Annotated in this window: 23 protein-coding genes and 1 pseudogene; 18 read left to right on the forward strand and 6 right to left on the reverse strand. The window is 73.0% G+C overall.

Going from position 1 to position 24678, the window contains the following annotated elements; translation table 11 throughout:
- Positions 1-149: 149 nt before the first annotated feature.
- On the reverse strand, positions 150-947 hold the full coding sequence (locus tag ACIGW4_RS15855) for a FadR/GntR family transcriptional regulator (RefSeq protein WP_399580938.1): 798 nt from the start codon (positions 945-947) through the stop codon (positions 150-152).
- A 155-nt stretch (positions 948-1102) separates the two neighbouring features.
- Between ACIGW4_RS15855 and ACIGW4_RS15860 the strand changes: the two genes are divergently transcribed.
- Both ACIGW4_RS15860 and ACIGW4_RS15865 read left to right on the forward strand, forming a co-directional pair.
- Positions 1103-2539 carry an MFS transporter gene (locus ACIGW4_RS15860; RefSeq protein WP_399580941.1) on the forward strand — a complete coding sequence of 479 codons (1437 nt, stop codon included), beginning with the start codon at positions 1103-1105 and terminating at the stop codon, positions 2537-2539.
- A gap of 384 nt (positions 2540-2923) precedes the next feature.
- Positions 2924-3439 carry an NUDIX domain-containing protein gene (locus tag ACIGW4_RS15865; protein WP_260174769.1) on the forward strand — a complete coding sequence of 172 codons (516 nt, stop codon included), beginning with the start codon at positions 2924-2926 and terminating at the stop codon, positions 3437-3439.
- Between the two features lie 81 nt (positions 3440-3520).
- Here the strand turns inward: ACIGW4_RS15865 and ACIGW4_RS15870 are convergent, their stop codons facing one another.
- The gene (locus ACIGW4_RS15870) at positions 3521-4300 is read right to left on the reverse strand and encodes an NAD(P)H-dependent oxidoreductase (protein WP_123458217.1); all 780 of its coding nucleotides are present in this window, start codon (positions 4298-4300) and stop codon (positions 3521-3523) included.
- Between the two features lie 139 nt (positions 4301-4439).
- Between ACIGW4_RS15870 and ACIGW4_RS15875 the strand changes: the two genes are divergently transcribed.
- Both ACIGW4_RS15875 and ACIGW4_RS15880 read left to right on the forward strand, forming a co-directional pair.
- Positions 4440-5288, forward strand: a complete 849-nt coding sequence (locus ACIGW4_RS15875) for a helix-turn-helix transcriptional regulator (protein WP_359589714.1) — start codon at positions 4440-4442, stop codon at positions 5286-5288.
- Between the two features lie 114 nt (positions 5289-5402).
- Complete coding sequence (locus ACIGW4_RS15880) at positions 5403-6023, forward strand: phosphoribosylanthranilate isomerase (protein WP_399580945.1); 621 nt, start codon at positions 5403-5405, stop codon at positions 6021-6023.
- A 21-nt stretch (positions 6024-6044) separates the two neighbouring features.
- Here ACIGW4_RS15880 and ACIGW4_RS15885 read toward each other — a convergent pair whose 3' ends face one another.
- On the reverse strand, positions 6045-6548 hold the full coding sequence (locus ACIGW4_RS15885; protein WP_123458220.1) for a hypothetical protein: 504 nt from the start codon (positions 6546-6548) through the stop codon (positions 6045-6047).
- The gene (locus tag ACIGW4_RS15890; RefSeq protein ID WP_041127441.1) at positions 6548-6793 is read right to left on the reverse strand and encodes a helix-turn-helix transcriptional regulator; all 246 of its coding nucleotides are present in this window, start codon (positions 6791-6793) and stop codon (positions 6548-6550) included. The genes ACIGW4_RS15885 and ACIGW4_RS15890 overlap by 1 nt, the downstream gene beginning before the upstream one ends.
- Before the next feature lie 190 nt (positions 6794-6983).
- Here ACIGW4_RS15890 and ACIGW4_RS15895 point away from each other — a divergent pair, with 190 nt between their 5' ends.
- The 8 genes from ACIGW4_RS15895 to ACIGW4_RS15930 all read left to right on the forward strand — a co-directional run bounded on the left by ACIGW4_RS15895 (position 6984) and on the right by ACIGW4_RS15930 (position 16798).
- Positions 6984-7850, forward strand: a complete 867-nt coding sequence (locus tag ACIGW4_RS15895) for a D-alanyl-D-alanine carboxypeptidase family protein (RefSeq protein WP_123458892.1) — start codon at positions 6984-6986, stop codon at positions 7848-7850.
- A 101-nt stretch (positions 7851-7951) separates the two neighbouring features.
- Entirely contained in the window at positions 7952-8416 is a 465-nt protein-coding gene (locus ACIGW4_RS15900; RefSeq protein ID WP_398709662.1) for a GNAT family N-acetyltransferase, read from the forward strand.
- Positions 8417-8860: 444 nt separating this feature from the next.
- Positions 8861-9112 (forward strand): hypothetical protein, encoded by a 252-nt coding sequence (locus tag ACIGW4_RS15905; RefSeq protein WP_123458893.1) that lies wholly within the window; start codon positions 8861-8863, stop codon positions 9110-9112.
- Between the two features lie 122 nt (positions 9113-9234).
- Positions 9235-10041, forward strand: a complete 807-nt coding sequence (locus ACIGW4_RS15910; RefSeq protein WP_123458222.1) for an HlyD family efflux transporter periplasmic adaptor subunit — start codon at positions 9235-9237, stop codon at positions 10039-10041.
- 155 nt (positions 10042-10196) lie between these two features.
- On the forward strand, positions 10197-12314 hold the full coding sequence (locus ACIGW4_RS15915; protein WP_398709990.1) for an NHLP family bacteriocin export ABC transporter peptidase/permease/ATPase subunit: 2118 nt from the start codon (positions 10197-10199) through the stop codon (positions 12312-12314).
- 1 nt (position 12315) lies between these two features.
- Positions 12316-15306 carry an NHLP bacteriocin export ABC transporter permease/ATPase subunit gene (locus ACIGW4_RS15920; protein WP_399580949.1) on the forward strand — a complete coding sequence of 997 codons (2991 nt, stop codon included), beginning with the start codon at positions 12316-12318 and terminating at the stop codon, positions 15304-15306.
- 126 nt (positions 15307-15432) lie between these two features.
- A complete protein-coding gene (gene bla, locus ACIGW4_RS15925; RefSeq protein ID WP_399580951.1) occupies positions 15433-16377 on the forward strand; it encodes a class A beta-lactamase in 945 nt (314 codons plus the stop codon).
- Positions 16378-16387: 10 nt separating this feature from the next.
- A complete protein-coding gene (locus ACIGW4_RS15930; RefSeq protein ID WP_123458226.1) occupies positions 16388-16798 on the forward strand; it encodes an SRPBCC family protein in 411 nt (136 codons plus the stop codon).
- 40 nt (positions 16799-16838) lie between these two features.
- On the opposite strand, the gene ACIGW4_RS15935 is transcribed toward ACIGW4_RS15930, so the two are convergent.
- Entirely contained in the window at positions 16839-17522 is a 684-nt protein-coding gene (locus tag ACIGW4_RS15935) for a class I SAM-dependent methyltransferase (RefSeq protein ID WP_399580954.1), read from the reverse strand.
- Between the two features lie 225 nt (positions 17523-17747).
- Between ACIGW4_RS15935 and ACIGW4_RS15940 the strand changes: the two genes are divergently transcribed.
- From ACIGW4_RS15940 to ACIGW4_RS15950, 3 genes are all read left to right on the forward strand, one after another.
- A complete protein-coding gene (locus ACIGW4_RS15940; RefSeq protein ID WP_399580955.1) occupies positions 17748-19142 on the forward strand; it encodes a rhodanese-like domain-containing protein in 1395 nt (464 codons plus the stop codon).
- Between the two features lie 90 nt (positions 19143-19232).
- On the forward strand, positions 19233-19811 hold the full coding sequence (locus tag ACIGW4_RS15945) for a rhodanese-like domain-containing protein (protein ID WP_399580957.1): 579 nt from the start codon (positions 19233-19235) through the stop codon (positions 19809-19811).
- The gene (locus tag ACIGW4_RS15950) at positions 19808-20701 is read left to right on the forward strand and encodes a sulfite exporter TauE/SafE family protein (RefSeq protein WP_399580959.1); all 894 of its coding nucleotides are present in this window, start codon (positions 19808-19810) and stop codon (positions 20699-20701) included. Before ACIGW4_RS15945 ends, ACIGW4_RS15950 begins: the two co-directional genes overlap by 4 nt.
- A 115-nt stretch (positions 20702-20816) precedes the next feature.
- Here the strand turns inward: ACIGW4_RS15950 and ACIGW4_RS15955 are convergent, their stop codons facing one another.
- The gene (locus ACIGW4_RS15955; RefSeq protein WP_398709673.1) at positions 20817-21488 is read right to left on the reverse strand and encodes a DUF4232 domain-containing protein; all 672 of its coding nucleotides are present in this window, start codon (positions 21486-21488) and stop codon (positions 20817-20819) included.
- Between the two features lie 197 nt (positions 21489-21685).
- On the opposite strand from ACIGW4_RS15955, the gene ACIGW4_RS15960 reads away from it, so the two are divergent.
- The 3 genes and pseudogenes from ACIGW4_RS15960 (at position 21686) to ACIGW4_RS15970 (ending at position 24555) form a co-directional block, all read left to right on the forward strand.
- A complete protein-coding gene (locus ACIGW4_RS15960; protein ID WP_359589704.1) occupies positions 21686-22420 on the forward strand; it encodes a hypothetical protein in 735 nt (244 codons plus the stop codon).
- A gap of 35 nt (positions 22421-22455) precedes the next feature.
- Positions 22456-22543 (forward strand): annotated as a pseudogene (locus ACIGW4_RS15965).
- A 518-nt stretch (positions 22544-23061) separates the two neighbouring features.
- Positions 23062-24555, forward strand: a complete 1494-nt coding sequence (locus tag ACIGW4_RS15970) for a PHB depolymerase family esterase (RefSeq protein ID WP_399580964.1) — start codon at positions 23062-23064, stop codon at positions 24553-24555.
- The last annotated feature ends 123 nt before the right edge of the window (positions 24556-24678 follow it).

The raw sequence follows: 24678 nt of genomic DNA on the forward strand, positions 1-24678 counted from the left end.
GGACCTTAGAGGGCGCCCCGAGCGCTCGTCAACCAGATCCCGTGCGCCGGGCGCCGCCCGCCTTTCCTCCTGCCGCCCGTCCCCACCCATCCCCCACCCACCGCCCGTCTCCCGCCCCCGCCCGTCACCGAGGAGGGGCACCCCCCCCCTCAGTCGGAGGCCGAGGCGAACTGGTCCAGGAGGACCAGGAACTGCCGGTGCGACTCCTTCAGGTGCTCGCGCATCCGGCGCTCGGCCGTGTCGCCGTCGCCCGACAGGACGGCCAGGGCGATCGCCTCGTGCTCCTCGCGGAAGGCGCGCCCGAAGTCCCGGCCGGTCGGATAGACCGGGGTCCAGTCCGAGCCCAGCCAGAGCGCGTTGCCGGCCACGAACATCTCGGTGCGTGCCCGCGTGACGGCCTCCGCGAGCACCTCGTTGCCGCCGGCCTCGGCGACGCCGAGGTGGAACCGGGTGTCCACGCGGTGGTACTCCCCCAGGTCGGCGACCTTCGCCTCCAGCATCTCGACGAGCCCGCGCCTGCTCGCCGCCCCGCCCCGCTCGGCGGCGAGGCGGGCCGCGAACGGCTCGATGGCCTGGCGGTACTCCATGTAGTCGCGCAGGGAGGCGCGGATGCCGGCGGCGACCGCCGCCCTGCCGTCGCGGCCGCTCCGGGGCGCAGGCGCGACCCGGGTGCCGCCGGAGCGGCCCAGGGTCGTCACGACGAGCCCCTCCTCGGCAAGCTCCCGCACGGCCTGGCGGACCGTGTTGCGGCCGACCCCGAAGACGGCGGCGAGGTCCCGCTCGGTCGGCAGCCTGTCCCCGGGGCCGAAGCCCCCGAGCGCGATCCTCTGGCGCAGCGCGTCGGCCACGACCGCGTGCGAGGGCGCCTGCCGGGGGCCGGCGCCGTTCGCCTCCTTCTCGTTCCGCCTGCCCGCGTCGTCGTTCCGGCTCGCACCCGTCCCGCCCATGCCTGCCCCTCGCCTCTGGATTCCGTTCGGCTCCGTGCGACCAGTCTATTGGGATCGCTTCGAACCCTATTGACAGTCCGTACGGGCCCCCTTAGCGTCGCCCCATCGATTTTGGGTCCACACCGAACCCAATCGATGTCCCCAAGGAGCCACGTATGAGCCAGTCCACGGGCACCGCCGCCCCCGCCGCCGGGGCGCCACACCGCTCCGGGCCCTGGAAGATCGCCACCGCCGCGATGATCGGCACGAGCGTCGAGTGGTACGACTTCGGCATCTACGCCACCGCCGCCGCACTCGTGTTCCCCGAGCTCTTCTTCCCCGAGATGAGCCGGGCCCTCGGCACCCTGATGTCCTTCGCCACCCTGTTCGTCGGGGCCCTCGGCCGACCGCTGGGCGCCGTCCTCTTCGGTCACATCGGAGACCGGCACGGCCGCAAGAAGGCGCTCATCTGGTCGATGACCCTGATGGGCGCCGCCACCGTGTGCATCGGCCTGCTGCCCACCTACGACCGGATCGGCGTTCTCGCGCCGCTGCTCCTCGTGCTGATCCGCATGATCCAGTCACTGGCCGTGGGAGGCGAGTGGGGCGGCGCCGTCCTGTTCGCGGTCGAGCACGCGCCGCCCCGCCGCAAGGCGTTCTTCGGATCGTTCCCGCAGGTCGGTGACGGTGTCGGCTATTTCCTGTCGACCGGCGTCTTCGCCCTGACCGCGCTGCTCGGGCACGACGCGCTGGCGGACTGGGCGTGGCGCGTCCCGTTCCTGCTGTCCGCGGTGCTCGTCGCCGTCGGCCTGGTGATCCGCCGCTCGATGGACGAGTCCCCCGAGTTCGAGGCCGCCCGGCGGGCCGAGGAGGCCGCGGCCCGGGCCGGCCTGGGCAAGGAGTCCGCCCCCGTGGTCGCCGTGCTGCGCGACGCCTGGAAGACGTGGCTCCTCGCGACGGGCGCGTTCCTGATCACCGTCGGCGGCTACTACGTCGTCGTCACCTTCATGTCGAGCTACGCCGTCACGGAGCTGGGCTTCACCGACGCCCAGGCCGCGGCCGCCGGAACCGCGGCCTCCGTCGTCGTCATCGTCTGCACCCCGCTCAGCGCGCTGCTCGCCGACCGCCACGGCCTGCGCCGGGTCACGCTCATCGGCGTCCTGCTGCACCTGGTCGCGGCCTTCCCGATGTTCTGGCTCGCCGACACCCGTTCGGTCGCCGGACTGTGGCTCGCCATGTGCCTGCCCATGCTCGCCAGCACGATCGCGTACGCCTCCCTCGGCACCCTCGCCTCGGGGTGGTTCGCGCCGCGCGTCCGCTACACGGGTCTGTCGATGAGCTTCCAGACCGCGGGCCTGCTCGGCACCCTGGCCCCCGCGGCGACGACCTGGCTCTTCTCCTCCTTCGGCGGCTCCTGGGTCCCCGTCGCGATCGCGTTCGCCGCCATGGCGGCCGTGAGCGCCGTATGTCTCCTGGCGTTCCGTCCGGCACCGGAAGCCGGCACGTCCCCGGACACGTCGGAGTCCGGCACGCCGGGGCCGACCACGGCGGCGGGAACGGAGACGCTCCCCGGCGACGCGGACGACGCCGCCGGCGTCACCCGGGCCGGCTGACCGAAGCCCGCCGGGCACCACCCCTCCCCCCCTCCTCCCCATGCTCCGGAGGAGTCCCCGCGCGTCCCGCACCCGATCCCGTCCTGACCCGGGGCCGCGTCCACACCGTCGATCCGGACCTTCCCGCACCGAAACCGTGGCGGTGACCGCCGACCGGCGCTCCCCGCTCGCCCCCGTCGTCCGGCGGGCGGCGGGCGGCGGGCGCGGGTGGCGGCGTGCAACGGTTCAACTCCCCCGTGCGGGGAAGGCCGATCGCGGGGATGCCGACTCCGGCCGTCCCGTGAGGAGGTCGTCCGCCATGACGCCCGATGCCGGCCCACCGGCGCTGCCGGACCGCCTCGCGCGGACGACGAGGCACCCGCGGTGCGGGGACGGGGGGTCTCGGTGACCGAGTTCCTCCCGCCCGAGGAGTACGCGGCGTCGCTGCCGAAGGCGACCGTGTTCGGCGCGCTCTTCTTCACCGACATGAACGACCGGCCCGTACAGCTTCACGCCGTCTACGGCCCCGAGCACCCCTGGCAGCTGCCCGGCGGGACCGCGGAGGACGGCGAGCGGCCGTGGCGGACGGCGGTACGGGAGACCGCGGAGGAGACGGGGTTGCTGGTTCCCGGACCGCCGCGCCTGCTGGCGGCCGTCTTCGGCCTGCCCGGCGCGTCATGGCCGCTCGCGACCGTCGGCTTCGTCTTCGACGGGGGACGGCTGACCGACCGGCAGATCGCGGGCCTCACGCTCGCCCCCGAGGAGCACGACGAAGTGCGGGTGCTCCCGTTGGAGGAGTGGCGGCCGCTGATGCCGGTGCAGGACTTCGCCCGGCTCGCCGCCCTTTCGGAGGCCCGCCGGTCCGGGGTGGCGGCCTACGTCGGCGACTGGGACCGGGACGTCGGGGAGACGGCACGGTGAGCGCGGTGTCGTCGACGGGCGGGCCGTTCCGGCCCGGTCGCGTCCTCTCGGCGTCTCGTCCCCTCGGCGTCTCGACGCCGGTCAGCCGCGGACGTGCAGCCCGAAGCCCGTGCGGCCCTCGGGCTCCAGGCCCTCCTTCAGGTGGAGCGAGGGGATCTCGTAGTCGCCGAAGTTCTGCCGGCGGAACGGGATCGGCTCCGTCGACTCCAGGGTGAGCAGGCGCTGTTCCCAGGCCGCGGCGACGCCCCGGTAGTCGTCGTCGGTCATCCGGTCGACGCCGTACAGCACGAACGGCGGCAGCGCCTCGATGCCCGGGTAGTAGAGGATGCCGTGGTGGATCGGGAACAGCAGGTCGTCGATGGGGCCGTTGATCCCGCGGGCCGCGTAGTGCGACTCCGGGCCGCCGACGGTCACCGACAGCAGTGCCCTCCTCCCCGCGAGGGTGCCCTCGCCGAAGCGCTCGCCGTACTTGGTGTCGCTGTGCTCACCGACGCCGTAGGCGAAGCGGTAGGTGAACACCCGGTCCACCCAGCCCTTGAGGATCGCGGGCATCGTGTACCACCAGAGCGGGAACTGGAAGATGACCGTGTCGGCCCACAGCAGCTTCTCCTGCTCGGCCCTGACGTCCGGGGTGAGCGCCCCGGTCTCGAAGGCCCGGCCCGAGTCCAGGGCGACCTTCAGCGGGTTCGAGGCGGCGGGGCCGTAGTCCGCGGCGTCCACGACCGCCTTCCAGTTCATCGCGTACAGGTCGCTCACCCGCACCTCGTGCCCGGCGGACTCCAGGGTGGAGACCGCGAGGTCCTTCAGTGAGCTGTTGAGCGACTTGGGCTCCGGGTGGGCGTGGACGATCAGCGTCTTCATGGGAACTCCTTCGGATCGGACGTCTTCGATCCTGGGCTCCGCGGCGGCCGGTGTTCAGGGACGTCTCTTCCGTCGGACCGGGCTTCCTGGTAACGACAGGGCCACCTTCGCGGGCGCGGCCGAGGCCATACTGGAGGGCATGGACGATCTTGCGGGTTTCCTGCGGACCCGGCGCGCCCGGATCGATCCCGCCGCCGTCGGCATCCCCACCGACAGTCGCCGGCGGGTCGAAGGGCTGCGCCGTGAAGAGGTCGCGCACCTGTCGGGGGTCAGCGTCGACTACTACGTGCGCCTGGAGCAGGGCCGCGCGACCCAGCCCTCCGAGCAGGTCCTCGACGCGCTCGCCCGCGTCCTCGGCCTCGACGAGACCGAACGCGGGCACCTGCACCGGCTCGCCCGGCAGCGCCGCCGCCCCGCGAGGACACCGGCCGGGCGGCCCCGGCCCGAGCTGCTGCGCGTGCTCGACCTGATCGCCGACGCACCCGCGCTGATCATGAACCACCGCCTGGACGTCCTCGCCGGCAACCGCCTCGCCCGGCTCCTCTACGGCCGGCCGATTCCCGGTCTGAACACCGCCCGGCACATCTTCCTGGAGGAGGCCGAGCGCGGTCTGTACGCGGAGTGGGAGACGTGCACGCTCGACGTCGTGGGGCATCTGCGCCTGGCGTCCGGCAAGCATCCGGACGATCCCCGTCTGGCCTCGCTCATCGGCGAGCTCGCCATGGGCAGCGAACGTTTCCGCCGGCTCTGGGCCCGCGCGGACGTGCGTGCCCGCACCCACGGGCGCAAGGCGTACCGGCATCCGCTGGTCGGCCCGCTCGAACTGCACCACGAGAACTTCGCGCTGCCCGAGGGGTCCGGCATGGAGCTGCTGGTGCTGTCCGCGGCCCCCGGCAGCCCGTCCGAGGACGGGCTCCGCCTCCTCGCGGGCCTGGACGCGGACGGCGCCCCCTCGCGTCCCCCGGTCGACGTCCGGGTCCGCGACTGACCGCCCGGCGCCCCCGGCACGGGGGCACTTCTCCGGAAGTGGTCCGCCGTCCGCGAGCACGCGGGAGGTGAGTAGGCTCGGGGGTCGCGCCGAGGGTCAGCAGAGGAGAGACACGTGTTCGTGAAGGTGTGCGGGCTCAGGACGGCCGCCGACATCGATGCGGCGGTCGCGGCCGGGGCCGACGCCGTCGGGCTGGTGATCAGCGGGACCAGTGTGCGCGGACTCGACCGGGACCGGGCGGCGCGGCTCGCCGCCCACGTGCCGGCGGGTGTCCTGTCCGTCCTCGTGGTCAACGACATCCCCGCCGCCGAGGCCGCCCGCATCGCCGGTGAAATCGGCGTCGGCGCCCTCCAGTTGCACGGCACCGCGTATCGCGAGGAAGACTTCGCGGCCGCGGCCGGGGTCTTCCCGCGGCTGTGGCGCGCCACGTCCCTGAACGACCGGCCCGACACGCGTGTCGGCGCCTACGGCGAGGAGGTCCTCCTCCTCGACTCGCCCCGGGCGGGTTCCGGCGAGCCGTGGGACCTGTCCCTGCTGGAGGGCGCGCGGCCCGAGGGCACGTGGCTGCTCGCCGGAGGGCTCGCACCGCACAACGTCGGCGAGGCGATCGGCCGGGCACGCCCCTGGGGGGTCGACGTGTCCAGCGGCGTCGAGTCCGCGCCGGGCGTCAAGGACCACGCCCTGATCCGTACCTTCGTCACCGCCGCGAAGCAGGCCGCCCCGCACGCGGCCTGACTCCCCCGTCGGCGGCCGGTCTCAGGACTCGTCGTCCAGGTCGTCCTGGACGCGCAGTCCCGCCACCCACAGCGGCATCATCCAGTGCGCGGCGAGCACGCCGACGAGGACCGGGGTCACGGCCGCCCGGAGGGAGGCGTCCGTCAGGGCGCCGTAGGCACCGGTGCCGAGCGCCGCGGCCACGAGCGACCACAGGGTGATGCGGTGGGCCAGGGCGCGCACCCGGTCGCGTTCGACGAGTTGACGCTCGTCGAGCATCCGGCCGCGCAGCTCGAGGAGGCCGCGCGTGGAGCCGTTGAGCATGCCGGTGAGCACCACCCAGGGGAGCATCACGACGGCGACGACGACGGCCGGGCCGCGTCCGGGCCCGAACGCCGTGGCGATCCAGGCGCCGACCCCGGTGACGGTGAGGGCGAAGTGCGCGCCCACCAGCAGTCGGCGCCGGGTCGCCGTGGCATGGGCCGCGGCCGCCCGGCGGTCGTTCATCACGGCGTACATCCACCGGTCGTGGCGCGTCGCGGTCATCACTGCTTCCTCCCGTAGACCTCGTCGGTGAGCGGCTGGAACGGCTCCAGGGAGAACAGCGCCTCCACCGGCAGCCCGAAGAACCGGGCCATTTTCAGGGCCAGGTCGAGGCTGGGGTTGTACTGGCCGCGCTCGATGTAGCCGATGGTCTGGTAGTGGACGCCCACTGCCTCGGCCAGTGCTTGTCGCGACACTTTCCGCTCTGCCCTGACGACGGCCAGCCTGTTGTGCACCTGCTCGCTCATGTATAAGAAGTACTACATTCCCATAGGGAAGTACAACAGGAGGCGGCAACCTGAACGCGAGGAAGATCACCCTCTCCGGCGTACATCCCTGAAGCCCTTTCATGCGTCTTCCATGCGCCGGGTCCCCACGGGCCCGGAAGACATCGATCTCTACCAAGGGCAGAAGACTTTGCTGACTCCGACACTCGGCCTGCGCAGTGCCGTGACTGTCTCGCTCACGGCCTCGGCCGTACTGGCCGGCGGCCTCTTCGCCGGCCAGGCGCACGCCGCGACGCCCGTCCCGTCGATCACCGCTCCGGGCGGGTTCGTCATGAACAACGGGACGGGTACGACCCTGTACGGGAAGGCCGCGGACACCCGCCGGTCGACCGGGTCCACCACGAAGATCATGACCGCGAAGGTGGTGCTGGCCCAGCCGAACCTCAACCTCGACGCCAAGGTCACGATCCAGAAGGCCTACAGCGACTACATCGTCGCCAAGAACGCCTCCTCGGCCCGGCTCATCGTCGGGGACAAGGTGACCGTCCGTCAGCTCCTCTACGGCCTCATGCTGCCGTCGGGGTGCGACGCCGCCTACGCGCTGGCCGACAAGTTCGGCACCGGCACCACGCGGGACGCCCGGGTCAAGTCGTTCATCGGGAAGATGAACGCCGAGGCGAGGAGGCTCGGCCTGCGCAACACCCACTTCGACTCGTTCGACGGAATAGGAGGTGGCCAGAACTACTCGACCCCGCGCGATCTGACGAAGATCGCGAGCAGCGCGATGAAGAACTCCACGTTCCGCACCGTCGTCAAGACGAAGTCCACGCAGCAGAAGGTGACCACCAAGAACGGCGGTTACCGGTACATGTCGTGGACCAACACGAACAAGCTGCTGAGCACGTACAGCGGCGCGATCGGCGTGAAGACCGGTTCCGGTCCGCAGGCCAAGTACTGCCTCGTCTTCGCGGCCACCCGTGGCGGCAAGACGGTCATCGGCACGGTCCTCGCCTCGCCGTCCGAGGCGAACCGGGCCGCCGACGTCAAGAAGCTGCTGGACTACGGCTTCGCCAGGTAAGAGGCCGGAAGTGAACCGCGGCGGCCGGCACCACGGCGCCGGCCGCCGCGTGATCCACTTGCTCCGCACCGCAGGGAGCGGTGCGCGAGGAGCGTGAAGAGATGTCCGAGACCGCCGCCGTGGCGATCCGTCCGGTCCGCGAGGGCGACTTCGCCCAGTGGCGTGCCCTCTACCGGGGATACGCCGACTTCTACCGGGTCGAGCAGACCGAGGAGGCCGCGCGGCTCGTCTGGTCCTGGATCCACGACCCCGCCCACGAGGTGGAGGGCCTGGTGGCCGAGGCCGCCGACGGGCGACTGGTCGGACTCGCGCACTTCCGGCCCTTCGCGCGCCCCTTGTCCGCCTCCGTGGGCGGCTGGCTCGACGACCTCTTCGTCGACCCCGTCGACCGCGGCTCCGGCGTGGCGGACCTGCTGCTCGGCGCCCTGCGCGGGATCGGGGCCGAACGGGGCTGGAGCGTCGTCCGCTGGATCACCGCCGACGACAACCACCGCGCCCGCTCCAAGTACGACCAGGTGGCCACGCGCACGATGTGGGTCACGTACGACATGGCTCCCGGGGCCTGAGCCGGGCCGAGGCGCTCCGGTCCGTCGCGCACCCATGCCCGGTCCGTCGCGAGCCCGCTCCCCGGTCCATCACTCACCCACCCCCGGTCCGCCGCGCGCCCACCCCCGTCCGCCGCGCGCCTGCCGGAAACCTGCACAACGTGTGCGTGTCGAGGGGCGGGGCCTTCACCTTTCCCCGACACCACCGGGGCCGGGGCCGCCCGAGCGGAACCGTTCTGTCCGTTTAAGTTCCGCGTGCGGGGCGGGGCGGCCGAATCTGTTACTCGGATTCGAGGAGAAGGTGTCGGCATTCGGTGAAATTGGAGTCACGGCCGCTTCCCGAGGTGCAGAAACACCCGCGCAGGGGCGTCAACCGAATTTCTCCGGTCAGCCGTTCACGTGATTTGATCAATCCCGCTGCGGCCGCAGAAGACGGATTCCCCCCATGAACGAAGGGTGCGTATCATGCGTCACGACCTTGAGACCGCTGAGATCTCCGACGCCGACCTCGACGCCGTCTCCGGCGGTCTCGTCACCATCTCCGGCGGCCTCGCCGGCGCCGTGACCGGCGACGTCACCAACCTCCTCGGCACCGTCGGCTCCCTGCAGACGATCCAGGGCGCCGAGGGCCTCGTCGCCGGCGTCCCGGGCCTGGCCGCCGGCATCACCGGCGTCTCGGTGAACACCGCGGGCATCACCGGCATCGCCGGCATCTGAGTCCCGCCTCGCCCGTGAACCCCGGAACCTCCCCGGTTCCGGGGTTCACGGTCACCCCTGAGAACGACCGCGGAAATCCCGACCGCGGAATGTACGAGAGAATGCAGTCGAAGGAATAGTCCGTGCAGTTCCGCCGCAATGCGCTTTCCAAGCTGCAATCACCTGAAGAACTCGACGTGCCCGTGCGTTTCGCACGCCCCCAGGGCCGTCTGGTGCTCGCCGTCACCGTCGTCGTCATGGCCGCCGCGGGTTTCTGGGCCCTCACCGGCACGGTGACGTCCAAGGTGAACGCCCCCGGCCTCCTCACCCACGCCGAGGGCACCTATCTGCTGCAGAGCCCCGTCGCCGGACAGGTCACCGCCGTCCTCGTCGACGAGGGCCGGCCCGTCTCCCCCGGCGCGCCGCTGCTGACCGTCCGCACGGACCGGGGCGACCGGCAGGTCCGCGCCGTCGCCGGCGGCCGCGTCACCACGCTGTACGCGCGGCTGGGTTCGGTCGTCACCACCGGCGCCGACGTGGCGACGGTGGAGCGCGTGACCGACCCCCGTGCCCCGCTGGTGGCCGTCCTGTACCTGCCGGGCGACACCGCCGCCACGATCCGCGCGGGCGCCCGGGTCGACCTCGGGGTCCAGACCGTCCCGCGCGACCGGTTCGGCGTGCTCCGCGGCCGTGTCCGCGCGGTCGGCCGCACCCCGCAGACGAAGGACCGGCTCGCCTCCTTCCTCGGTGACGCCGGGCTCGCCGCGCGCTTCTCCCGCGAGGGCGATCCGATCGCGGTGCTCGTCACCCTGGACCGCTCCCCCGCCACCGCCTCCGGCTACGCCTGGTCCTCCACGGACGGGCCCCCGCACGCCCCCGACTCCGGCACGCCCGTCACCGGCGCCGTCCACCTCGCCGCGCAGCGGCCCGTCGACTGGCTGCTGCCGTGAGCGCGGCACGGGCGGCCGCCCCGACCCGCGCCCGGTCCGGCGGCAGATCGCGGAACGCGGCGCGCAGGCTCCCGCCCGCCGGCGGCCCCCGCCGCCGTACGTCCGTGCCCGAGGGGCGACGGACCAGGACCGTCCGTACCCCCACCGTGCTCCAGATGGAGGCGGTCGAGTGCGGCGCGGCCGCCCTCGCGATGGTCCTCGGGCACCACGGCCGTTTCGTCTCGCTGGAGGAGCTCCGCATCGCCTGCGGCGTATCCCGCGACGGATCCCGGGCCGGGAACCTCCTCAAGGCGGCCCGGGGGCACGGACTCCAGGCCAAGGGCATGCAGATGGACCTGGCCGCGCTCGCCGAGGTGCCCGCCCCGGCCATCCTCTTCTGGGAGTTCAACCACTACGTCGTCTACGAGGGCATGGGACGCCGTCTGGGCCGGCCAGGGGTGTACGTCAACGACCCCGGCAGCGGCCGCCGGTTCGTCCCCATGGACCAGTTCGACACCAGCTTCACCGGCATCGTGCTCACCTTCGAACCGGGTCCCGGCTTCCGGCGCGGCGGCAGCCGGCCCGGCGTCCTCTCCACCCTTCCGGCCCGGCTGCGCGGCACCTCCGGCACCATGGCCGCCGCGGTCGTCGCCAGCCTCCTCCTGGTGGCCGTCGGCGCGTGGGTGCCGGCCCTGAGCCGTACGTACATCGACATGTTCCTCATCGGGAACCAGACCTCCCTGCTCGGCGTGGTCTTCGCGGCGATGGCCACCGCCCTCGTCCTGACCGGGACGCTCACCGCCCTCCAACAGGCCAACCTGCTGCGCGGGCGGATCATCGCCTCCACCCTGGGCAGCGCCCGTTTCCTGCGGCACCTGCTCCGGCTCCCGCTCTCCTTCTACGCGCAACGGAGCCCGGCCGACCTCGTCCAGCGCCTCCGCACCAACGACGCGGTCGCCGAGACCCTCGCCCGCGACCTGGCCGCGGCGGCGGTCGACGCCGTCGTCGTCCTGCTCTACGCCGTACTGCTCTGGACGTACGACCCCCAACTCACCGTCGTCGGCGTGCTGATCGCCCTGCTCAACGTGGTCGCCCTGCGCGTCGTCGTCCATCTGCGGGCCACCGGCACGCAGAAACTCCGCGCCGAGAGCGCCCGGCTGACCAACACCGCGTACAGCGGGCTCCAGCTCATCGAGACGATGAAGGCCACCGGCGGCGAGGACGGCTTCTTCCGCCGCTGGGCCGGACAGCACGCCACCACCCTCGACGTGCAGCAGCGGCTCGGCGTGCCCAGCGCCTGGCTGGCGGTCGTCGCGCCCACCCTCGCCGCGCTCAACAGCGCGCTCATCCTCATGATCGGCGGTCTGCGGGCGGTGGAGGGCCATCTCACCGTCGGCCTGCTCGTCGCCTTCCAGGCCCTCGTGACCGGCTTCACCGCGCCGATCACCCGGCTCAACGGAGTGGCGGGCCGCGTCCAGGACTTCGCCGCCGACATCGCCCGCCTCAGGGACGTCGAGAACTTCCCCGTGGACCCGGTGCACACCCGGCGCGCGCCGGGCGCCGCCGCCCGCCGCCTCACCGGCCACGTCGAGCTGGAGGGCGTCACCTTCGGCTACAGCCCCCTCGACGCACCGCTGCTCAAGGACTTCTCGCTCACCGTCGGCCCCGGTCAGCAGGTCGCCCTGGTCGGCGGGTCGGGCAGCGGCAAGTCCACCGTCTCGCGACTGATGTCCGGGCTCTACACGCCGTGGGAGGGCGCGATCCGCATCGACGGGATGCGTCTGGAGGACATCCCGCGCGGCACCCTCGCGGCCTCCGTCTCCTTCGTCGACCAGGACGTCTTCCTCTTCGAGGGCACCGTCCGCGACAACGTGGCGCTCTGGGACCCCTCCGTCCCCGACGAGGCCGTCGTCGCCGCCCTCCAGGACGCCGCCGTGTACGACGAGGTCGCCCGGCGCCCCGGCGGCATCCGGAGCCGCGTCGAGCAGGACGGCCGCAACTTCTCCGGCGGCCAGCGCCAGCGCCTGGAGATCGCCCGCGCGCTGGTGCGCCGACCGAGCGTCCTGATCCTCGACGAGGTGACCAGCGCGCTCGACGCGGCGACCGAACAGATCGTCATCGACAACCTGCGGCGGCGCGGCTGCGCCTGCGTGGTCATCGCCCACCGGCTGAGCACCGTGCGCGACAGCGACGAGATCGTCGTGCTCGACCGGGGCACGGTGGTGGAGCGCGGGCGCCACGAGCAGCTCGTCGCGGCGCGGGGCACGTACGCCGGTCTGGTCAAGGAGCACTGAGGTGAACGTCCCCCGCCCGCCCGCCGACCTCGCCGGCGCCCGGCACACCGGCGCCCCGGACCCGGTCGTCGCCGCCCTGGGCGCCCTCGGCACCCCGGTCGACTGCGCCGGTCTGCGCAGCCTCGCCCTCGAAGGCCCGCACGTCCTCTGGCTCGTCGTCGAGGGCGCCCTCGACCTGTTCGCCGTCGACGCGGCACGGCTCGGCCCCTGGCACTTCCTGGGCCGTCTCGAAGCGGGCGCGCTGCTGCTCGGCCCGGTCGACGGCCCCGCGCACACCCTGATCGGCCGGCCCGCCCAGGGCTGCCTGCTGCGCCGTGTGGAGCTGCGCGAACTGCCGTACCCGACCGGTCAGGCGTACGGCGGGGACGGGTACGGGTACGGGTACGGGTACGGGTACGGGTACGGGTACGGGCAGCAGGGTCACGGGCAGTGGGCGGCCGGCGGTCAGTGGTACGAGGGCCAGTGGTACGAGGAGCAGAACGCGTACGGCACGGGGGCCGAGGCCCCGCTCAGCCCCCTGGAGCACGCCTTCGCGCTCGGCATCGGGCGCGGGCTGCGCGTCCTGTACCAGGCGGCCCTGGACGGCGGCCCCGGCGACGCCCCGGGCGCGGCCGACGACGACGTCCTCTGGATGCGGCTCACCCCCGGGAGCATCGCGTACGGGGCCGCCTACGCGACGGGCCACGAGGGACACGGGGGCGACGGCCCCGGAACCCTTCTCGTGGACGCCGCGACCTGGCAGGGCATGGTCGACCAGCAGTACCGGTTGCTCCACGCCCTGGAGGACTGGATCGAGCAGCTCGAACGCGACCACGAGGACCGCGCGGCCGCGGGGATCGAGGCCGGCCGGGCCGCCCGCACGCGGGCCGACGACACGCTGCTCGCCTCCATCGGCCGCTCCGGCGGCGCCCCCCGGGGCCGGGTCGCCGACGACGACGCGACCTACGCCGTGTGCCGGGCCGTCGCCGCCGAGGCGCGCATCGCCCTCGCCGAGCCGGCCGACGCGGCCTCGGTCCCCGGACACCTCGACCCCGTCGAACGCATCGCGCTCGCCTCCCGGATCCGCACCCGCGGGATCCGGCTGGGCGACCGCTGGTGGCGCGAGGACAGCGGTCCCCTCGTGGGACACCGCGCGGCGGACGGGACCCCCGTCGCCCTGCTGTGGCGGCGCGGCCGGTACACGGCCCTCGACCCCGCCACCGGTGAGCGGCAGCGCGTCGGCCGGGCGGAGGCCGCGGCGTTCGCACCGCGGGCCGTCATGTTCTACCGACCGCTGCCCGACCGGCCCCTCGGCCTGCTGCGGCTGCTCCGGTTCAGCGTCCGTGGGACGCGGGCGGAGCTGCGCGACCTGCTCCTCGGCGGGCTCGTCGCGGTCGCCCTCGGCGCCCTCGTGCCCGTCGCCACCGGCAAGGTGCTCGGCGCGTACGTCCCCGCGGGCGAGACCGGGCTGATCGTCCAGGCCGGCTTCGCGATCATCGCCACCGCCGTCGTGTCGGCCGCGTTCATGCTGATGCAGAACACCGCGATCCTCCGGATGGAGGGCCGTGTCGAGGCGACCCTCCAGCCGGCCGTCTGGGACCGGCTGCTGCGCCTGCCGACGACGTTCTTCGCCGGGCGGTCGACCGGTGAACTGGCCGGTGCCGCCATGGGCGTCAGCGCCATCCGGCGGATCCTGTCCGGCATCGGCCCGGTGGTCGTCCAGGCCGGCACCGTCGGCACGGTCAACCTGGTGCTGCTCCTCGTCTACAGCGTGCCGCTGGCCCTCGTCGCGCTCGCCCTGCTGCTGGCCACGGCCGCGGTCTTCCTGGGCCTGGGCCTCTGGCAGCTGCGGTACCAGCGGCAGCTGGTCCGGCTCGACAACAAGCTCGACAACCAGGCCTTCCAGACCCTGCGCGGGCTGCCGAAACTGCGCGTCGCCGCGGCCGAGAGCTTCGCCTACGCCGCCTGGGCGGGGCAGTTCGCCCGGACCCGCGAACTGCACCGGCGCATCGGACGGATCAAGAACGTCCTCGCGGTCCTCGGCGCGGTCTGTCTGCCGCTGTGCACGCTCGTGATGTTCGCGCTCCTGGCCGGCCCGGCCCGCGGCAGCCTGTCCGCGAGCGAGTTCCTCACCTTCAGCACCGCCGTCACGATGATGCTCTCCTCGGTCACGCAACTGACCGGCGCGCTCCTCTCGGCCGCCGCCGTACAGCCCATGTTCGAACAGATCAGGCCAGTGTTCCGGGAGACGCCCGAGGTCCGCGGCTCCAGTGCCCCGCCCGGTGAACTGACCGGGGCGATCGAGGCCGAGAACCTGTCCTACCGCTACACCGAGGACGGCCCGCTGGTCCTCGACGGGGTCAGCCTGCGGGTGCGGCCGGGCGAGTTCGTCGCGATCGTCGGGGCCAGCGGCTGCGGCAAGTCCACGCTCCTGCGGCTGCTCATCGGCTTCGACCGGCCGAGCTCCGGCACCGTGCGGTACGACGGTCAGGACCTCGCGGCTCTGGACCTGGCGGCCGTGCGGCGCCAGTGCGGCGTCGTCCTCCAGAACGCCCAGCCGTTCTCCGGCTCCGTCCTCGACTGCATCCGCGGCGCCGGCGCGTACCCGCTGGAGGACGCGTGGGCGGCCGCCGCGATGGCGGGCCTGGCCGAGGACATCAAGGCCATGCCCATGGGCATGCACACGATGCTGTCCGACGGCGGAGGCACCGTCTCGGGCGGTCAGCGGCAGCGGCTGATGATCGCTCAGGCGCTCATCCGCAGGCCCCGCGTCCTCTTCTTCGACGAGGCGACGAGCGCCCTCGACAACGAGGCCCAGCGGATCGTCATCGAGTCGACCCGCGCCCTGAACGCGACCCGCGTCGTGATCGCCCACCGTCTCTCCACCATCATGGACGCCGACCGGGTGATCGCCCTGGCGGACGGGCGCGTCGTCCAGGAGGGCACGCCCGCCGAACTCCTCGCCGACACGGCCGGGCTGTTCCACGAGCTGGTCCGACGGCAGCTGGGCTGAGGCCTCCGCACCCGGTCCCGGCCCGGTCCCGGCCCGGTCTCGATCCCGGTCCCGGACCGCGAGAGGGCCGTGCGGCTCCCGCGTGGTGAAACCGGACGGGCTGTCGGAGCGTGTACACGTACGACAGTGATCATCGTGGAAGGAAGCACCTTGCGCTCCAACGGACCAGGACCGTCCCGCCGTACCGCCCTCGCCCTGGGCGCCGGCACGGCACTCACGGCCGCGCTCGCGCTGGGCGGAGGAACCGCGCAGGCCTTACCGGAGACGGGCGGCGTCGTGGCGCGGCTGCGGCGCCTGGAGCGGGAGCACACTGCACGGCTCGGCGTGTTCGCCCGTGACATGCGAACGGGCAGGACCGTGGTCCACCGGGCGCACGAACGCTTCCCCATGGCCTCGGTGTTCAAGACGCTCGCCGTCGCGGCCGTGCTGCGCGACCTCGACCGCGACGGGGAGTTCCTCGCCCGGCGCGTCCACTACACCCGGGCGTACGTCACGAAGTCGGGCCTCTCACCGATCGCCGGGCTGGCCGAGAACGTCGCGAACGGCATGACCATCGCCGAACTCTGCGACGCCACCATCCGCTTCAGCGACAACACCGCCGGCAACCTGCTCCTCGAGGAGCTGGGCGGCCCCACCGGAATCACCCGCTTCTGCCGCTCCATCGGGGACCGCGTCACCCGGCTCGACCGGTGGGAGCCCGAGCTCAACTCGGCGGAGCCCTGGCGGGTCACGGACACCACCACCCCGTACGCCATCGGCCTCGACCACGCCCGCCTCGTGCTGGGCGACGCGCTGGAGCCCCACGACCGCGAGCGGCTCACCGACTGGATGCTCCGCAACACCACCAGCACCGAGAAGTTCGGCCGCGGCCTGCCCGCCGACTGGATCCTCGCCGACAAGACCGGCTCCCCCCGCTACGGCGGCGCCAACGACGTCGGCATCGCCTGGCGGCCGGACGGCACGCCGATCGTCCTCGCGGTCCTCAGCACGCAGCCCGAGGAGGACGCCCCCACCGACAACCCGCTGGTGGCCGGGACGGCGGAACTGCTGGCGGAGGAGTTCAGCCGGTAACGTCGACGCCATGAACGTCACCGGCAAGGAATCGCGCCACATCGGCGTCCATGTGGACCGGACCGTCGACGAGGTCTACGCCTACGCGTCGGACCCGGCCAACCTGCCCGCGTGGGCCCACGGGCTGGGGGGCTCCATCGAGAGGGTCGGAGACGAGTGGGTCGCGGACTCCTCCCCCCTGGGACGCGTCACGGTCAGGTTCTCGCCCCGCAACGAACTGGGCGTGCTCGACCACGACGTCACGTTCCCCTCCGGGGAGACCTTCCACAACCCGGTCCGGGTGATCGCCGACGGCACGGGGAGCGAAGTGGTCTTCACCCTCCGGCGGCAGCCGGGGACGAGCGACGCCGACTTCGAGCGCGACGCCGAGACGGTCACCGCCGACCTGACCCGGCTCAAGGAGCTGCTGGAGTCCGTCTAGTCGCGCGTGCCCGCTCCGCCCGGAACCCGCCGGAGCGGGCTCAGCGCAGTCGGCGCGCGCGCAGCACCAGGTCGTGGGCGTGGTGCGCGCCGGCTCCGCCGTCGGGGACCAGGCGGGGCCGCTGTTCGTCCACCTCCACCGCCCAGTCCTCGTCGAGCAGCGCCGTGACCGCCGAGGGCCAGACGTAGTCGGCCGGGTCGAAGCCGCTCTCGTCCGCCTGCCGGGTCTCCATGCCGGCGTGGTGGACGAACAGCAGCACGCCGCCGACCGCGACGGCCGAGAGCAGCGCGCGTTCGGCCGCGGCGTCGGGGGTGCGCGGCAGGGCCGGGTACTGCGCGGAGACCAGGTCGAAGGAGGCGGGCGGGAGCGGCGCCTCCGCCAGGCCGGCATGGACCCAGCGGACGGTGACGCCGGCGTCCCGGGCGTGCTCGGCCGCCCGTTCCAGTGCCACTCCCGAGACCTCGAGCGCGGTCACGTCCCAGCCGCCGCGCGCGAGCCAGACGGCGTCCGCGCCCTCGCCGCAGCCGACGTCGAGCACCCGGCCGGGGGTGAGCGCGGCGACCTCGGCGACGAGCGCGCCGTTGGGCCGGCCGCTCCAGAGTCGTTCCCGCTCGGCGTAGACCTCGTCCCACTTCGCCCGCACCGCGAGGTCTCCCAGGTATCCGTCGTCGGGCGAAGGGGTACGGGCGGAGGCGGGCGTTCCCGCCGCGATGTCGTCGGTCATGGACGCACCGTCGCCCACCGCGGCCCGCTCGTGCCACTGCTGTTGCCGTTCCGGCAAAACGAGGCACCCATGGTGATCCAGAATACCCAGGGGGGTATTTGACTTCTTCGAGCCGACCCCCTTACGGTCGAGCACGAAAATACCCACGGGGGTATCCGACAGCGACGCTCCGGTGCGCGATCCACGCCCGGCGCATCGGCGCGCGCCCCTGACGAAGGGATTGCCGTGTTCTTCGCGCAGTACTACCTCGACTGCCTCTCCCAGGCGTCCTACATGATCGCCGACGAGCGCACCGGCAGGGCGGTGGTCGTCGACCCGCGCCGGGACGTCTCCGAGTACCTCGCCGACGCCGCCGCGCACGGATTCACGGTGGTCGGCGTCCTCAACACCCACTTCCACGCAGACTTCGTCGCCGGGCACCTGGAGATGGCGGACGCGACCGGCGCCTGGATCGGTTACGGCCGGCGCGCCGAGACCGAGTACCCGATCCGCGCACTCGCCGAGGGCGAGCGGATCTCCCTCGGCGACGTCACCCTGGAGATCCTGGAGACGCCCGGACACACGCCGGAGTCGATCAGCGTCCTCGTGTACGAGCGGGCCGAGGACGAGGTGCCGTACGGCGTCCTGACCGGCGACGCGCTGTTCATCGGCGATGTCGGCCGCCCCGACCTGCTCGCCTCGACGGGCGTGACCGCCGAGGAGCTCGGCTCGATGCTCCACGACAGCGTGCAGAACAAGCTGATGGGCCTGCCGGACGAGGTGCGGGTCTTCCCCGCGCACGGCGCCGGATCGGCCTGCGGCAAGAACCTCTCCGCGGAGAAGTCCTCCACCATCGGCGAGCAGCGGGCCACCAACTACGCCTGCGCGCCGATGAGTCGCGAGGAGTTCGTCGCGCTGGTCACCGCCGGACAGCCGGCCGCGCCCGGCTACTTCGCGTACGACGCCGAGCTCAACCGCAAGGACCGCGCCCGCTACGACGCGTCGGCTCCCCGCCCGCTGGCGCTCGACGAGTTCGCCGGACTGCGGGCCGCCGGCGCGGTCGTGGTCGACGCGCGCGACCCCCGGGAGTTCGCGGCCGGACATCTGCGCGGGGCGGTGAACGTGCCCGCCGACGGCCGCTTCGCCGAGCAGGCCGGCACCGTCCTCCACCCGGCCGCCGAGCTGCTCGTCATGGCCCCGCAGAACCGGGAGGAGGAGGTCGTCACCCGCCTCGCCCGGATCGGTTTCGACCGGGTCGTCGGCTACCTGCGCAACCCCGAGGACGCCCTGGAGTCGCTCGCCGACGAGGTCTCCCCCGCGAGCCGGATCACCGCCGCCCGACTGCGCACCGCCCTCGCGGGCGAGCAGCCGCCGGTCGTCGTCGACGTCCGCAGCTGCGGCGAGCGCGCGGCGAACGGTTCCATCGAGTCGGCCCTGCACATCCCGCTCGGCGAACTCCCGCACCGCACGGACGAGTTGCCCACCGACCGGCCCCTGGTCCTGCACTGCGCCGGCGGTCACCGCTCCTCCATCGCCGCGAGCCTGCTGCGACAGCGCGGCTTCCGCGATGTCTCCGACATCCTCGGCGGCTACGCCGCCTGGGCCCTGACGGCGCCGACGGCCGGGACCGCCGACGCCTGACCACCCCCTCGGGTCGCATCGACCCCGGGCCCCTCATCACCCCGTACATACCCCCCTAGGTATATACGGACCGACTCGAAGTGGAATCCCATGAGCACCACCCCCGCCCCGGCTCTCACGCCCGCCGCCCTGCACCGGCTCGTCCAGGAAGGGCGCGCCCCGCGACTGCTCGACGTGCGGACGCCCGGCGAGTTCCGCACGGCGCACATCCCGGGCTCGCACAACGTGCCGTTGCAGACCCTGATCGAGCACCGTGCCGAGTTCCTGCCCCACCTCGACGGGGACGTCGTGCTCGTCTGCCGGTCCGGGCAGCGCGCCGCCCGGGCCCGGCAGACCCTGGCCGACGCCGGACTGCCGGACCTCCGCGTCCTGGAGGGCGGCGTCGTCGCCTGGGAGACGGCCGGCTCGCCCGTCGAGCGGGGTCCGGAGCGATGGGACATGGAGCGTCAGGTCCGGCTCGTGGCCGGCTCGGTCGTCCTGACCACCGGCCTCCTCGGGGTGTTCGTCCCGGGCGCCCATCTGATCGGCACCGCGATCGGGGCGGGCCTGACCTACGCGGCCCTCAGCAACTCCTGCGCCATGGGCGTGCTGCTGTCCAGGCTGCCGTACAACCGCGGGCCGCGCGCCGACGTCCGGGCGCTGATCGCGGGGCTGCGGAGCGCCTCGTGACCGCCCTGGTCGTCGCGGCGTCCCTGCTCGTCGGTCTCAGCCTGGGCGTCCTGGGGGGCGGCGGCTCGATCCTGACGGTGCCGATCCTGATCCACCTGGCCGGGCAGGACGCCAAGGAGGCGATCACCACCTCCCTGTTCGTGGTCGGCGTGACCAGCCTCGCCGCGCTGCTCCCCCACGCCCGGGCCCGCCGGGTCCACTGGCGGACCGGTCTGCTCCTCGGCGGGTTCAGCATGGCCGGCGCGTACGGCGGCGGACGGCTCGCCGAACACCTCCCGGGAACGGTCCTGCTCGTCGCCTTCGGCCTGATGATGCTGGTCACGGCGGTCGCGATGCTCCGCAGGCCCCGGCGTGGCCTGGAGAAGGCGCGGCGGACCCATGCCGGGGCTCAGCCACAGCCGCCGACGCGCATCGCGGTCAAGGGTCTCGCCGTCGGCGCGGTGACGGGGCTGGTGGGCTCGGGCGGCGGCTTCCTCGTCGTCCCGGCGCTCGCCGTTCTCGGCGGGCTGCCGATGGGCGCCGCGGTCGGCACCTCGCTGCTCGTCATCGGCATGAACTCCTTCGCCGGGCTCGCCGGACACCTCTCGGGCGGTCGGCTCGACTGGAGCCTGGCCCTGACCGTGGCCGCCGTGGCGGTGGCCGGCAGCCTCGTGGGCGGCCGGCTCGCGGGCCGCATCCCCCAGGACGCGCTGCGCACGGCGTTCGGCTGGTTCGTCGTCGCCATGGGCGCCTTCGTGCTCGCGCGACAGCTCGACACCGCCGTGTGGACCCACCCGGCCGTGCGGGCAACCCTCGGGACAGCGCTGACCTGCGTGTTCATCGGCCGGCTGCGGCGGACCTGGCGTCTCTCCGCGGCCCCACCGCCGAGGGACGCCGGGAACACGCGGTAAGCCCCGGCCGACCCGGGCCTTGCCCCGGCCGACCCGGGCGGCACCGCGACCGGCTCCGGACCACCCGGGCGGCACCGCGACCGGCTCCGGACGACCGCGGTGGAAGAGCGGGCGGCTACAGGCTGAGCGCGTCCTCGGCGTTGTCCATCCACGCGGTGACGGAGTTCTCCTCCGAGACGTTGAAACCGGGCGTCGAGGCCTTGAGCGGCACCTGCTCCAGGTCGGACTCGGTGTCCATGGTCATCGCGATCGAGGAGACCGTCTTGCTCTTGGGTCCCTTCAGGCCGCCCATCAGCCCCGCGTAGGCGGACTCGCCCGGGGCGAGCCGGATGGCGTCCTCGACGCCGGGGGCGGCACCCCGCTTCTTCGCCTGTCCGTCCAGGTCGCCGAAGGTCACGACGGGGTGGCCGAGCACCCGGCACGGCTTGCCGCTCTTGTTGGTGATCTTCAGCAGGTAGCTGCTGGTCGTGGACTCGGCCAGACTCGCCGTGAACGTCACGTCGTACGTGCTGCACGGGAAGACGTCGTAGTCCGGATCGGTCGACGGCGAGACCGGCTTGGCGGGCGTCGGCACCTTGACCGGCTTCGACGGCGTGGCGGGCGTCGACGGCTTCGAGGACTCGGCGGGCTTCGTGGGCTTCACCGGGGTGGACGGGGTGGCGGCGGGCGGCGTCGCGGTCGGCGCGCCGGTGCCGCCCGCGGCTCCGTCCTCGGAAGGCCCGCAGGCGGTGAGTGCCAGCGCGGACGCGGCGACGAGGACGAGGGCGGCTCTGCGAACGGAACTCATGGTGGTACTCCCCCCGATGACAACGCACGAACTGCGCTGAGGTGAACACCAGGTTCGCGCACCTGTTTCACGGTTCTGTGACGGAGTCTTACCGAAATCACCACGGCACGCACCGACGGCCCCGCGGGGGGCCGCCCGGTCACGAAGTCACGAAAAATCGTTCGACCGGGCCGAGTCCCCGCCCTAAGGTCGGCGACGTGGCGACGAAACTCAACCAGATCATCGCAGTGGAGAAGGGCGTCAAGTCCCGGGCGCACCAGGACCTGACGGCGGCCCATCACGGCCTGCAGAAGCCCGCGCTGCTCGCCGGCATCTCCCGTACCTACCAGCCGAAGGACGAGGAGGGCGAGCAGTTGCCGCCCGAGTCGACCCTGGTGCAGGTGAAGGCCGAGGACGTGCTGCGCGACACCGCGCGGGCGCTGACCCGGCTCTTCGACGTGACGGCCACCAAGGACTGGGCGAACTGCGAGGCGCGTGCGGACATCACGGTCGACGGGCGCGTGCTCGTGGCGCAGGTGCCCGTGGCGTACCTGCTCTTCCTGGAGAAGCAGTTGACCGACATCAACACCTTCGTCCGCAAGCTCCCGGTCCTCGACGCGGCGGAGTCGTGGACGCAGGACCCGTCGACGGACGCGTGGAAGACCGAGGTCGTGCGCACGGTCCGGACGAAGAAGGTGCCGCGCAACCACGTGAAGGCGGAGGCGACGGACAAGCACCCGGCCCAGGTCGAGGTCTACTACGAGGACGTGCCGGTCGGTTACTGGACCACGGTGAAGTTCTCGGGCGCGCTGCCCGCACGCCGGGTCAACGAACTCCTGGAGCGGGTGGAGAAGCTCCAGCAGGCGGTGAAGTTCGCCCGTGAGGAGGCGAACAGCGCCGAGGTCACCGACCGGCGGGTCGGCGACGCCGTCTTCGGCTACCTCTTCGGGTAGCGGGGACACCACAGACTCCCCGGCCACAGAACACGGCCGGGGTGCGCGAGGAGCGCAAAGCTGAAGCTGAGCCTTGTCGTGACATCCGCGGTTCCAGTGGAGGTTCGAGTCCTCCTCCCGGCACTTCCCGCCGGGATGGCCCAACCAGGCAGAGGCAGGCCGCGGTCAATCTCAGACTATTGCTCCAGACTCAGCATCCGCCGCTCATCGCCGGATCGACCGGGCCCGGGCCCTGGTGCGTCGAAATGCCAGTTCGAATCTGGTCCGCCGAGCTCGATCGGCGGTGGTCCAAAGGCAGGACGCGACGCAATGACGAATGACCCGGGTCCTCAAGCGTGCCGGCGTGCGATGTGAGCGGCATCGACAGGGTCCGGGGGCAGGCTACGCCCTCGGACCCGCTCCTTTTCCCGCCCGCTCGCGGGCCCGGCCGGTTTCCCCGCCCGCTCGCGGGCCCGGCCGGTTTTCCCGCCCCGCTCGCGGGCCCGGCTCTGCGGCGGTCATGGACCGCTGTCACACAAGCCTCCGGTCAAGCCTGGTCGTCCCGCCCATGTCCGAGGCGGGGCGGGCGCCCCCATGATGCACGCCACACCGGCCGCCGCGGTCGGTGCACCTCGTGTCCACCCCCACTGGAGGCAGTCGTCATGGGACAGCCGTACCCTCCGCTCCGCTTCACGAAGAGCCGCCGGCTCGTCGCGGGCATCCGCCGCCGGCTCACCGCCGCCGCGGGGGCCCTGGCCCTGGCCGGCGGTCTGGTCGCCCTGGGTCCGCAGGCGTCCGCCGCGGGCCTGACCCAGGTCTCCGGCTTCGGCTCCGATCCGGGCAACCTGTCCATGTACGCCTACGTGCCCGACGCGCTGCCGGCCGGCGCGCCGCTCGTGGTCGCCCTGCACGGCTGCACGCAGAGCGCGAGCGACTACTACGCGCACTCCGGCTGGCCGACGTTCGCCGACCGGTACGGCTTCGCGCTGGTCCTCCCGCAGACGAGCAGCGCCAACAACGCCAATTCCTGCTTCAACTGGTTCGAGCCGGGCGACAGCGCGCGCGGGCAGGGCGAGGCGCTGTCGATCAGGCAGATGGTCGACAAGGCCGTCGCCCAGTACGGCAGCGACACCCGGCGGGTGTACATCACCGGACTGTCCGCCGGGGCCGGCATGACCGCGAACATGCTCGCCGCCTACCCCGACGTCTTCGCGGGCGGCTCCATCGCCTCCGGGCTGCCCGCGTTCTGCGCGAACAGCGTGTCCACGGCGTACACCTGCATGTACAGCCCGCCGGACAGGAGCCCCGCGCAATGGGGCGCCCTGGTGCGCTCGGCCGCCCCCGCCGGCACCGCGTCCTGGCCCCGGGTGGCGATCTGGCAGGGCACCGCCGACACCACCGTCAGGCCGGCCAACGCCACCGAGCTGCGCGACCAGTGGACCGACGTCTGGGGGATCGGCCAGACGCCCTCCCGCACCCGGAGCCTGAGCGGGGGCACCACCCTGAGCGAGTACGACGACGCCTCCGGCAGGCCCGCCGTCCAGGTCTACTCCCTGTCCGGCATGGCCCACGGCCTCGCGGTCGACCCGGGGAGCGGCCCCGACCAGTGTGGCAGCACCGGCACGTACTACCTCGACACCATCTGCTCCAGCTACCACACCGCACGCTTCTGGGGCCTCGACGGCGCCGGGCAGGAGCCCGCCCCCGGCTCCCTGCCCGCCCCCGCCGGGCTGGCGGTCGCCTCGGTCACCGACACGACCGCGTCCCTGCGCTGGGACGCGGTGCCCGGCGCGGTCTCGTACGAGATCCACCGCGGCGGTACGAAGGTGGGCGGCACGTCCTCGACCGCGTACACCGACACCGGCCTCGCCCCGGGGACGGCGTACGGCTACACGGTCGCGGCCGTCGACGCCTCGGGCGCGGCGGGTCCGGTGTCGGCGGCCGTGACGGCGACGACGACCGGGTACACGCCGACGTGCCACACGGCGAGCAACTACGACCACACGGTCGCCGGACGCGCCTATCAGAGCGGCGGCCTCACCTACGCCACGGGCTCCGGCCAGGCCATGGGGCTGTGGAACACGTTCACCACCCACACCCTGGAGCAGACCGCCCCCGGTCACTACGTCGTGGCCGATTCCGGCTGCCGGGCGTGACGTCGTGCGCCCCAGCGCATTCCTCTGCGCTGGGGCGCGCCCCTCTCTTGGCTGTACGTCATCGTGCGCTCACTGAATGCAGTGAATCCAGGTGGGTGTGTGTTGGTCCGTTTATGCCACCGG

The organism is Streptomyces sp. NPDC053513, from assembly GCF_044544765.1.
GTDB lineage: Bacteria > Actinomycetota > Actinomycetes > Streptomycetales > Streptomycetaceae > Streptomyces > Streptomyces litmocidini.